11 protein-coding genes and 1 pseudogene are annotated in these 9,952 nt (G+C 70.3%); 6 read left to right on the forward strand and 6 right to left on the reverse strand.

Translation table 11 applies throughout. From position 1 onward, the window contains the following. The 5 genes and pseudogenes from A9X04_RS06645 to A9X04_RS06665 form a co-directional block, all read right to left on the reverse strand. Positions 1-946 (reverse strand): annotated as a pseudogene (locus tag A9X04_RS06645) (spermidine synthase); the annotation flags it as partial. Next, entirely contained in the window at positions 943-1,398 is a 456-nt protein-coding gene (locus A9X04_RS06650) for a DUF350 domain-containing protein (RefSeq protein ID WP_067918866.1), read from the reverse strand. The pseudogene A9X04_RS06645 and the gene A9X04_RS06650, both read right to left, overlap by 4 nt. A gap of 27 nt (positions 1,399-1,425) precedes the next feature. Further along, a complete protein-coding gene (locus A9X04_RS06655) occupies positions 1,426-1,857 on the reverse strand; it encodes a DUF4247 domain-containing protein (protein WP_067918867.1) in 432 nt (143 codons plus the stop codon). Continuing rightward, the gene (locus tag A9X04_RS06660) at positions 1,854-2,366 is read right to left on the reverse strand and encodes a DUF2617 family protein (protein WP_067918868.1); all 513 of its coding nucleotides are present in this window, start codon (positions 2,364-2,366) and stop codon (positions 1,854-1,856) included. The genes A9X04_RS06655 and A9X04_RS06660 overlap by 4 nt, the downstream gene beginning before the upstream one ends. A 10-nt stretch (positions 2,367-2,376) precedes the next feature. Then, positions 2,377-2,991, reverse strand: a complete 615-nt coding sequence (locus tag A9X04_RS06665; RefSeq protein WP_067918869.1) for a DUF4178 domain-containing protein — start codon at positions 2,989-2,991, stop codon at positions 2,377-2,379. A 181-nt stretch (positions 2,992-3,172) separates the two neighbouring features. Between A9X04_RS06665 and ruvC the strand changes: the two genes are divergently transcribed. The 6 genes from ruvC to A9X04_RS06695 all read left to right on the forward strand — a co-directional run bounded on the left by ruvC (position 3,173) and on the right by A9X04_RS06695 (position 7,734). After that, positions 3,173-3,727, forward strand: a complete 555-nt coding sequence (ruvC, locus tag A9X04_RS06670) for a crossover junction endodeoxyribonuclease RuvC (protein ID WP_067918870.1) — start codon at positions 3,173-3,175, stop codon at positions 3,725-3,727. Next, positions 3,724-4,320, forward strand: coding sequence for a Holliday junction branch migration protein RuvA (gene ruvA, locus A9X04_RS06675; RefSeq protein WP_067918871.1), 597 nt, complete (start codon positions 3,724-3,726; stop codon positions 4,318-4,320). Before ruvC ends, ruvA begins: the two co-directional genes overlap by 4 nt. A gap of 97 nt (positions 4,321-4,417) precedes the next feature. Further along, positions 4,418-5,464: a Holliday junction branch migration DNA helicase RuvB gene (gene ruvB, locus A9X04_RS06680; protein WP_067918872.1), complete on the forward strand. Its 1,047-nt coding sequence runs from the start codon at positions 4,418-4,420 to the stop codon at positions 5,462-5,464. Positions 5,465-5,700: 236 nt separating this feature from the next. After that, complete coding sequence (locus tag A9X04_RS06685; protein WP_067918875.1) at positions 5,701-6,372, forward strand: hypothetical protein; 672 nt, start codon at positions 5,701-5,703, stop codon at positions 6,370-6,372. Positions 6,373-6,532: 160 nt separating this feature from the next. Next, complete coding sequence (locus tag A9X04_RS06690; protein WP_067918873.1) at positions 6,533-6,916, forward strand: DUF1304 domain-containing protein; 384 nt, start codon at positions 6,533-6,535, stop codon at positions 6,914-6,916. Between the two features lie 131 nt (positions 6,917-7,047). After that, positions 7,048-7,734, forward strand: a complete 687-nt coding sequence (locus A9X04_RS06695) for a hypothetical protein (protein WP_067918874.1) — start codon at positions 7,048-7,050, stop codon at positions 7,732-7,734. A 60-nt stretch (positions 7,735-7,794) separates the two neighbouring features. Here the strand turns inward: A9X04_RS06695 and car are convergent. Further along, the coding region (gene car, locus A9X04_RS06700; RefSeq protein ID WP_156764244.1) for a carboxylic acid reductase at positions 7,795-9,952 on the reverse strand (2,158 nt) is incomplete at its 5' end.

Consider the following 9,952-nt stretch of genomic DNA (forward strand, 5'->3'; position numbering starts at 1 on the left):
CCAGCACGAGGACGGATCGGGCGCCGGCCCCGAGCGCGGGGTAGACCAGGCTTTCGGTGTAGCGGTACTCGTCGCGGGTGGAGAACTGCAGGCCGCCGTCGAGGTAGAGGCGCATGTCGTTCCCGCGCTGGGTCACCACGATCTCCTGATACGCCGAGTGCCGGTAGGCGATGATCGGGTCGGCGTAGAGCCGCTGGCGGCTCGTCGTCTCGATGTCGGCCGAACGCGCCAGCAGCGTGGCCAACAGCGCGAGCGCCGCGGCCAGCGCGCACAGCGCCGCCAGCAGCTGCCTCCTCGATACGATCGGGCGCAGCACGAACACCGCCACAACCGCCGCGGCCAGCAGGTTGACGATGCCGGTGGCCGCCGCGCCGCGGATCATGCCCAGCTGCGGCAGCAGCAGGAACGGCCAGACCAGCCCGCCCAGCAACGCGCCGAGGTAGTCGGCGGCGTTGAGGTTGGCCAGGGTCCGCCCGGTGTCGGGAGCCTGGTCTTTTTCGGGGCGTACCCGCCCCTGTTGCAGCATGGTCATCAGCAGCGGCACCTCGGCGCCGACCAGCCCACCGATCAGGGCGGTGCCCACCGCCAGCATCCACATCGACTCGTCGTCGATGAAGGCGAACACCGTGTAGAGCGCCGCGGCCGACAAGCCGCCGACGATGCTCAGCAGCACCTCCACCGCGATGAATGCCATGGCCGCGTGCGCCAGCAGCGGCTTGATGACCAGGGCGCCCAGGCCGAGCGCGGCGATGTAGCCCGCGACGATCAGCGACGTGGCGACGATCCCGCCGCCGTTGAGGCTCGCCGCCAGCGTGAGCAGCGCGAGCTCGTAGACGATCCCGGACGCCGCGCACGCCGCGACCGCGGCCAGCAGCACGGCCCGCCAGCGTAGCGAGGAATCCGTGGGCCGGCGCACTTCCGGCGCCGGCAGATCAACCGATGTCATGACACGGCGGCGGCCGTGACACATCCCACCGCGAGCAGGATCAGCGCCACCGCGAACGATCCCGGATGCAGCTCCGGCTCGTCGACGTGCTCGTGGAAGCTGCCCGGGATCAGCAGATGCATTGCCACCAAAGCAATTCCGAGCAGGATCACGCCCATCAGCCCGTACACCGCCACGCCGACCAGCCCCTGACCCAGCTGGCTATAGCTGTTCGCGATGGCGGTGACGATGACGACGGTCAGGGCGATGTACATCGCGCCCGCGATGACCACGGCGTTGGGCCGACGGTCGATGAACACCAGTCGGCGCAGATTGCCGGGGGTCAACACGTCGACCGCGAAGAACCCGACGAGAAGTACCGCCATGCCGACACAGAAGTACAGGATCGTCGCGACTGCGCCTCTCAGGACGGGATTGAGGTCGACGGTGCCGATCTCGACGGCGAGGTACATGGTTCTCTCCTTTGTGGTGGTGGGCCGTCACTTGGTTCCGCCGGGGCCACCCGGGGTGCCCCCGGCACCGCCCGAGGGGGAGCCGGGGGTGAAGCCGGGGCCGAGGAAGATGAAGGCGCCGTGGCTGTATCCGGCGTTCAGGCCCTCCACGCGGATGCTGCACGGGCGGTTGCCGTCGGGGCCGACGATCACGATGTTGTTGCTGTAGCGCAGGTACTCGTTGTCGCCGTTGGCGGCGCGGGCCTGGGGCGCCTCGTATTCGGCGAGCGTGTCGGCCACGTCGTCGGGGGAACCGCTGCACTCGTAGCGCGTCCCGTTCGCGTCGTGGGCGTACTCGTGGTAGTGGCCGGCGATGTAGGACCCGATGTTCTTCTGCAGCAAGATGATTCCGGGCACCAGGCAGGCGACGGCGGCCACCGCGAGCGCGCCCGCGATCACGAACAGGCGGCTGCGGCTCATGGATGCCACCGGCTCGCCGTGTGCACCACCATGCCGCCCGACGCCACCCGGGCGGCCGGATACAGGTGCCAGGTCTGCCAGCGCCAGCCGGCACCGTCGGCCTCGGCGGCCAACGCGGTCAGCGCGGCGTCGTCACCGGGAAAAGAGCCGCCGAGCCAACCCTTTTCGCGCGCGCACCGGTCACGGAGATCACCGGCAATGCGGCGGAAGGTCGCCTCGCCGTACGTGTCGGTGCGGGATTCCAGGGAGTAGCCGGCGGTGGCCGTGCGCTCCGGCAGGTCGACGCCGTGGCCGCGCGCCGTGCAGGAGACCTCCTCGGAGAACCGGCCCGCGGCGTGCTCCACCGTGACGACGTGCGAGGCGCCGAGGACCCCGAGCAGCAGCGCGCCGCCGGCGGGGTGGGCCAGCAGGCAGGTCGCCAGGGGTGGCGGTGCGGGCGCGTTGAGGGCGAGCCCGAGGTTTTCGCCCGAGACGTCCGAAGGCGCTACGGCGAGCTGGTGAAGCGGCACCGACGCGCTCCTAGGAGGACGGGGAGGGCGGGGGCGCGGGATACACCGTCAGCTCGCCGGTCAGCACCGGCTTGCCGGTCGACACCTCCCACGGCGTGCCCGGTGCCCAGCGTTCGAACGAGAGCAGCGCGGACTCGTCGGAGTTGGCGCAGTCGACGAACTCCATCTCGCCGCCCGCCGGCAGACCCGTGGTGCCCTCCGTGGTGAACGAGGCGCGACCGCGTTCGGACTCGTGAAACGTCACCCCGTCGACGACATATTGGTCACCCGGCTGCAGCCGGACGTCCTTGCGGCTGACCCACATCGCCAGCTCGAGGCGCCCGTCGTCCTCCTCGACGCTGAACCAGATCGGCTGGTCGCCGCCCTCCAGCAGGTGCTCCCACCACACGAACGGGCCCTCGCGGTACGTCACCGACCCGCGCACCACGTAGTCGACTCCGCCGTAGCTGACGATGGCGCCCGGGCCGAGCTGGCGGGGGCCGAACTCCGGCATCGCGTTGAACGAGAGCGGGTCCTGACGTCCCCGGGGCGGGCCCGGCTGCTTGGGACGTCGCAAAGCGATGACGAGCACCACGATGGACGCGATGAACAGCACGATCGCGATAATGACCAGCAGTGATCCCACGCGAGCCCTTCCGTTGCCACCTTGCTCGAGCGAACGTCGGCTAAAGCTAACAGCTTTTCGGCGGATTCGGCGCTGGAACCTCCCGGCCGGGAATTGGGCGCCGCCGCCGCGTGTCCTCCGCGAGCCGGTCGGTCCCGCCCGCTAGGGTATCGAACAGCTGTTCTACAGGTGGGAGCGGGCAATGCGGGTGATGGGCGTCGACCCCGGGCTGACCCGATGCGGGCTGTCGGTCGTGGAAGCCGGGCGCGGGCGCAACGTGGTCGCGCTGGACGTCGACGTGGTGCGAACCCCGTCGGACGCGCCGCTGGCCAAGAGGTTGCTGGCCATCAGCGATGCCGTGGAGCACTGGCTGGCCACCCATCGGCCGGACGTCGTGGCGATCGAGCGGGTGTTCTCCCAGCTGAACGTGTCGACGGTGATGGGCACCGCGCAGGCCGGCGGGGTGGTCGCGCTGGCGGCGGCCAAGCGTGGCATCGACGTGCACTTCCACACCCCCAGCGAGGTCAAGGCCGCCGTGACCGGCAACGGTGGCGCGGACAAGGCCCAGGTCACCGCGATGGTCACGAAAATCCTTGCGCTGCAAGCCAAGCCGACGCCGGCCGACGCCGCCGACGCGCTGGCCCTGGCGATCTGTCATTGCTGGCGCGCGCCGATGCTGGCCCGGATGGCCGCCGCCGAGGCGCTGGCCGAACAGCAGCGGCACAAGTATCTGGCCAGACTGAAGGCCGCCCGATGATCGCCTCGGTGCGCGGCGAGGTGCTCGAGGTGGCGCTCGATCACGCGGTGATCGAGGCCGCCGGCGTCGGCTACCGGGTGAACGCGACGCCGTCGACGCTGGCGACGCTGCGCACGGGCACCGAGGCCCGGTTGATCACCGCGATGGTGGTGCGCGAGGACTCGCAGACGCTGTACGGGTTTCCAGACTCCGATACCCGCGACCTGTTCCTGACGCTGCTGACGGTGTCGGGCGTCGGGCCCCGGCTGGCGATGGCGACGCTGGCCGTGCACGACGCCGCGGCGCTGCGGCAGGTGCTGCACGACAGTGATGTCGCCGCCCTGACCCGGGTTCCCGGTATCGGGAAACGCGGCGCCGAGCGGATGGTGCTCGAGCTGCGCGACAAGGTCGGCGCGGTGACGGCCGCACCGGGCGGCGCGTCGGTGGTGAACGGGCACGCGGTGCGGGGACCGGTGGTGGAGGCCCTGGTCGGCCTCGGCTTCCCGGTCAAACAGGCCGAAGAGGCCACCGACAAGGTGTTGGCCGCCGAGCAGGACGCGACGACGTCCGGTGCCCTGCGCGCCGCCCTGTCGCTGCTGGGTAAGTCGAAATGACGCGCGCCGGCGACGATGCAGTGGCGGTACCGCCCGCTTGCGGGGGACGAAGCGATGGGGTGGGGGCACCACCCGCTTGCGGGGGAGAGCGGCGCAGATGACGGACGACTTCGCCGACCGCGAGCTGTCCCCGGCGCTGGCCGTCGGGGAGGGGGACATCGACGTCAGCCTGCGGCCGCGTTCGCTGCGGGAGTTCATCGGCCAGCCCCGGGTGCGCGAACAGCTGCAACTGGTGATCGAGGGGGCCAAGAACCGCGGCGGCACCCCCGATCACATCCTGCTGTCGGGTCCGCCCGGGCTGGGCAAGACGTCGCTGGCCATGATCATCGCCGCCGAACTCGGGTCGTCGTTGCGGGTGACGTCGGGTCCCGCGCTGGAACGCGCCGGTGACCTGGCCGCCATGCTGTCCAACCTGGTCGAGCACGACGTGCTGTTCATCGACGAGATTCACCGCATCGCCCGGCCCGCCGAGGAAATGCTGTATCTGGCCATGGAGGACTTCCGGGTCGACGTGGTGGTGGGCAAGGGTCCCGGGGCGACGTCGATACCGCTGGAGGTGGCGCCCTTCACCCTGGTCGGCGCCACCACCCGCTCGGGCGCGCTGACCGGGCCGCTGCGCGACCGGTTCGGCTTCACCGCACACATGGACTTCTACGAGCCGGCCGAGCTGGAGCGCGTGCTGGCCCGCTCCGCCGGCATCCTGGGCATCGAGCTGGGCGCCGAGGCCGCCGAGGAGATCTCCCGCCGCTCGCGCGGCACGCCGCGCATCGCCAACCGGCTGCTGCGCCGGGTCCGGGACTTCGCCGAGGTCCGCGCCGACGGGGTGATCACCCGCGACGTCGCGAAGGCCGCGCTGGCGGTCTACGACGTCGACGAACTCGGCCTGGACCGGCTGGACCGGGCGGTGTTGTCGGCGCTGACCCGCAGCTTCGGCGGCGGGCCGGTCGGGGTGTCGACGCTGGCGGTGGCCGTGGGCGAGGAGGCCACCACCGTCGAGGAGGTGTGCGAGCCGTTCCTGGTCCGCGCCGGGATGGTCGCGCGCACGCCCCGCGGCCGGGTGGCCACCGCCCAGGCGTGGACGCACCTGGGCATGAGCCCGCCGCCGGGGGTCACGGGGATGGGGCAACCGGGCCTGTTCGACTAGCGGACCCGACCATTACCAAATCGTGACCTGTCGGGCGAGCAAGCCCTCAAAGGCCCGCCGAGCGCGCGGTTCGGCCCGCTCAGGCCATCGCCACCACGGGTAATCGGGCGCGGGACACTTTCGGCGCGGCCGCCGCGGGGTCGCACAGCAAACACCTAGGTGGTCCGCAGTCGGTTACGTGCGGTCCGGCAGGGGTAACCAGGGTCACAGCAGCAATACCTGTGAAGGAGATTCTGATGAGGACCACGCGCCACGACTACGAACGCCCTCGCGCGCTGTACATGCCACGTACCCGCGGCGCGCTGACCGGGCTACTCCTTGTTCTTCTCGGCGCCTGGGGGGCGCTGATGCCGTTCTTCGGGACCAACGTCGACTGGGCCTACATGTCCGACCCGGCATGGACCTGGACCACGGCCAAGGGTTGGCTCGAGGTGCTCCCCGGCGCCGCGGCCGCGGTGGGCGGCCTGCTGGTGCTGCTCTCCGGCAACCGCGCGAATGCGGTGTTGGGTGGCTGGCTGGCGGTCGTTGCCGGCGCCTGGTTCATCGTCGGGCGCGCGTTCGCGCCGACGCTGGGCATCGGCGACGTCGGTCAACCGATGGCCGCGACGGACGTGAAACGTGCCCTGCTCGAGATCACCTACTTCACCGGCCTGGGGGCGTTGATCGTGTTCCTGGGCGGGGCGGCCGTGGGGCGCCTGGCGGTGCGGCATGCGCGCGACGTCGTGGTGACGGAACCGGCGATGGCGGCCGGCGCCTTGCCGGCGGGTGAACCGGCCATGTACGACGAGACGCGCGGCGTGACCGCGGCGCGGACGGACCGGGCGGCGGCTGAGCCCCGCGGGCACGGCTTCTTCGGCCGGCGCGCCGGCGGCGGCTTGTTCCACCGGCACCACCACGCCGGCGTGTAGTGCGGTAACAGTCACGCGAGGGGCGTCGGTAGCGCTGAGCTACCGGCGCCTTTTCGCGTTGGGCCGGCCCGGGCAACCGCAAGTCGGTAAAGTCCACCGGCACGCCGAGACACGCGGATGCCTGCGTCGCGCCGCAGGCCTCGACCGACGAGGAGGAGCGATGCTCACTGCCGGCCTGATATTCGCCGCACTCGCGGCGTTACTGCACGTGTACATCTTCGTGATGGAATCGTTGACCTGGACCTCGCCGCGCACCCGCGCCGCATTCGGCACCACGGCCGAGGAGGCCGAGACCACCAAGCTGCTGGCGTTCAACCAAGGCTTCTACAACTTGTTCCTGGCGGTCGTGACCGGAGTCGGCGTCGTCGCGATTGCCTTGCGGCACAACGCCGTTGGCGCGGCGTTGATCTTCGCCGGCGTCGGGTCGATGGCCGCGGCCGCGGTGGTGCTGCTGTTGTCCGCGCCGGACAAGGCGCGGGCGGCGGTGAGCCAGGGCGCCTTTCCGGCCGTCGCGATCGTGCTCTTGCTCCTCGCGCTCCACTAGTAACACCGGCCTCACCAGCCCCAATGGCCTCGGGGCGCGGTGGCTTTCGCGCGCCCCATGGGTTACGACTGGAAAACGCCGGGTACCCATCTCCGGCCGGAAATAGGCCCGGTATTCAACGAGGGGATGTCATGAAATACGCAGAAGACGGCCAATCCCGCGGGCTGAGCATGCCTCGCTCGCGTGGCGCGGTCAGCGGATTGCTCCTGGTCATCTTGGGAGCCTGGGGGGCGTTAATACCGTTTGTCGGACCGCGCTTCAACTTCGCCTACACACCCGACCGGGAGTGGGCATGGAGTACGGCCCGGGGGTGGCTCGAGGTCCTGCCGGGAGCCGCGACCGTGCTGGGCGGTCTGTTGTTGATCGTCGCCGGAAATCGGGTGGCGGCGATGCTGGGCGGTTGGCTGGCGGTGCTGGCCGGCGCCTGGTTCGTCGTCGGTGGTCAGCTCGCGCCGCTGTTGGGCATCGGCTCCGCCGGTGACCCGGTCGCCGCCACCGAACGCAAGCGCGCGGTGTTGGAGGTCACCTATTTCTCCGGACTGGGTGCGCTGATCATCTTCGTGGCCGGTGTGGCGTTGGCGCGCACCGCCGTGCGCCTGGCGCGCGACGTGCAGCCGTTGGCGCCGGCGGGCGCTGCGGCGGCGCCGGGCGTCGCGCCGTACCGGGATTCGGCGTACGAGCCGGCCGAGGTTTCCTCGGGCGCGCTGACCAAGCCGCGCTCGGCGGCCGACCCGGAACCGAAGCGGGGGTGGCGTCGCCAACGCTCGGCGTCGGGAGCCAACGCCGCGTACCTGCGCTGGCCGCACCCGCAGCAGTAACGCGTACACAAAGGGCAATCGCCCAGCCCCGTCGGGGCTGGGCGATTGCTTTCTGGCGCTTTACAGCAGTCCGAGCAGCTGCAGGTCGGTGACGTACTTGACGATGACCGGCGCCGAGACATGGGGGATGTCTTTGTCGGGGCCGATCTTCGCCTCCTGCACCGCGGCGCGGAAGCGGTCGGTCGGTGCCATCGACCCGTTGATCGGCTTCTCGGGCTTCTGGTAGTTGTGCAGCAGCGGCAGCAGCGAGTACTGGCGTTGCCGCTCGGGCAGCGTCCGCATCGCCTGTTCGAACCGCCGCAGCCAGTCGCCATAGTCGGCAATGCGCTGGATCCCGTAGCCGGCGTCGATCAGCCAGTCGACGTACTCGTCGAGACCGATGCCATCGTCGTACGGGTTCATCACGTGGTACGTCTGGAAACCGTCACCTCCGGGGACGTTGTCCAGCACCTGCGTGCCCAGCGTGGAGATCGACGACGCGACGAACTCCACCGGCAGGCCGTCGTAGTGCGAACGCCGGCGGTTGCCCTCGGCGTCCAGTTCGTAGAACGAGCCGGGCGCGACACCGGTGGCGACCAGGCTCAGCATCAGCCGGGTGAACATGTCCGGCAGGTTGAGCTGTCCCGCATAGGTGGTGTCGGCCAGGATCATGTCGCAGCGGAACACCGCGACGGGCAGGCCGCACAGGTCGTGGGCCTCGCGCAGCAGCACCTCGCCGGCCCACTTGCTGTTGCCGTAGCCGTTGGCGTAGTTGTCGTTGATCGCCCGCGTCACGCTGATCTGGCGGATGTCGGCGTCCTCGACGAACTGGCCCGGCGTGATCTGGTCGCCGACACCGATCGTCGACACGTAGGTGTAGGGCTTCAGCTTGGTGGTCAGCGCGATCCGAATCAGTTCGGCGGTGCCCAGCGCGTTGGGACCGAACAGCTCGCTGTACGGCAGCACGTGGTTGACCAGCGCGGCCGGGTCGACGATCAGGTCGACGGTGTCCGCGAGCCGCTGCCAGGTCTGCTGGTCGAGGCCCAGGTTGGCCTCGCCCTTGTCGCCGGCGATGACCTCCAGGTGGTCGGCGGCCAGTTCCTGGTAGTGCGCCACGAGCTTCGGGTCGCCCTGGGGAGAGCCGACGCCGAAGGTGTTGTCCAGCCGCGCGCGCGCCTCGTCGTCGGACTTGGCGCGCACCAGGGCGATCACCTTGCCGTCCACCAGGTCCATGCGCTCGAGCCACTCCAGCGCCAGGTAGCGGCCCAGGAAGCCGGTGGCGCCGGTCAGCAGCACCGTGCGCACCTCGGCGGCGGGCTTGGGCAGGCTGGGCGCGGCGGCCAGCGTCTCGGCCTCGAGGAACTTGTCCAGGGTGAGGTCGCCGGCGCGCACTGTGGTGGCATCGCGCCCGTGCACGGCGGCGAACGTGGGCCGCTTGGTGCCCTGGCGCTCGCCCTCGATGTAGCGGGCGATGGCCTGCAGGTCGCTGGCCGGGCTGACGATGACGCCCACCGGCACGTCGACGTCGAAGATCTCGCGCAACAGATTGCCGAATGTCAACGCCGACAACGAGTCTCCGCCGAGATCGGTGAAATGTGCGTCCGGGGTCAGCTCGGTGCCCGCCGTGCCGAGCATGGCCGCGGCGGCCCGGCTCACGGTCGCCAGCACGGGCGCGTCGGCGCCGTTGCGGCGCAGTTCGGCCAGCTCGTTGGCCTGCCCCTCGGCGAGCTCGGCGTAAAGCTGCTCGAGCCGCTCGCCGTAGTGCTGCTTCAGCTTCGGCCACGCCAGCTTGCGGATCCCGGTCAGCAGACCGTTCTCCAGGCTGAACGGTGTGGTCTCGACAATGAAGTCGCGCGGCACCTCGTAGGACTGCAGGCCGGCCTGACGCGCGACGTTCTGCAGCGAGTCGGCGATCTTCCCCTTGAGCGTGTCCAGGTCCCAGCGGGCCAGGGCCTCTTCGGTCGGCACGACGACGGCCAGCAGATAGGGCTGCGCGCTGTTGCCGTAGACGTAGATCTGGCGCACCAGCGGGCTGTTGCCGAACTCGGCCTCCAGCTTGGCCAGGGTCACGAATTCGCCCTGCGCCAGCTTCAGCACGTTGTTGCGGCGGTCGACGTACACCAGCTTGTCGGGTGCGACCTCGGCGAACACGTCGCCGGTCCGGTAGTAGCCGTCCTCGTCGAACACGTTGGCGGTGGTCTCGGCCCGCTTGTAGTAGCCGGGGAACATGTTCTCGGTC

This window comes from Mycobacterium sp. E3247 (genome assembly GCF_001667785.1).
Taxonomy (GTDB): domain Bacteria; phylum Actinomycetota; class Actinomycetes; order Mycobacteriales; family Mycobacteriaceae; genus Mycobacterium.

Excerpts from the sequence above, each read along its gene's own strand:
- A9X04_RS06690 (WP_067918873.1), top strand. The coding sequence starts at position 6,533 with ATGCTCACTGCCGGCCTGATATTCGCCGCACTCGCGGCGTTACTGCAC.
- ruvC (WP_067918870.1), top strand. The coding sequence starts at position 3,173 with ATGCGGGTGATGGGCGTCGACCCCGGGCTGACCCGATGCGGGCTGTCG.
- A9X04_RS06695 (WP_067918874.1), top strand. The coding sequence starts at position 7,048 with ATGAAATACGCAGAAGACGGCCAATCCCGCGGGCTGAGCATGCCTCGC.
- A9X04_RS06650 (WP_067918866.1), bottom strand. The coding sequence starts at position 1,398 with ATGTACCTCGCCGTCGAGATCGGCACCGTCGACCTCAATCCCGTCCTG.
- ruvA (WP_067918871.1), top strand. The coding sequence starts at position 3,724 with ATGATCGCCTCGGTGCGCGGCGAGGTGCTCGAGGTGGCGCTCGATCAC.
- A9X04_RS06655 (WP_067918867.1), bottom strand. The coding sequence starts at position 1,857 with ATGAGCCGCAGCCGCCTGTTCGTGATCGCGGGCGCGCTCGCGGTGGCC.
- A9X04_RS06685 (WP_067918875.1), top strand. The coding sequence starts at position 5,701 with ATGAGGACCACGCGCCACGACTACGAACGCCCTCGCGCGCTGTACATG.
- ruvB (WP_067918872.1), top strand. The coding sequence starts at position 4,418 with ATGACGGACGACTTCGCCGACCGCGAGCTGTCCCCGGCGCTGGCCGTC.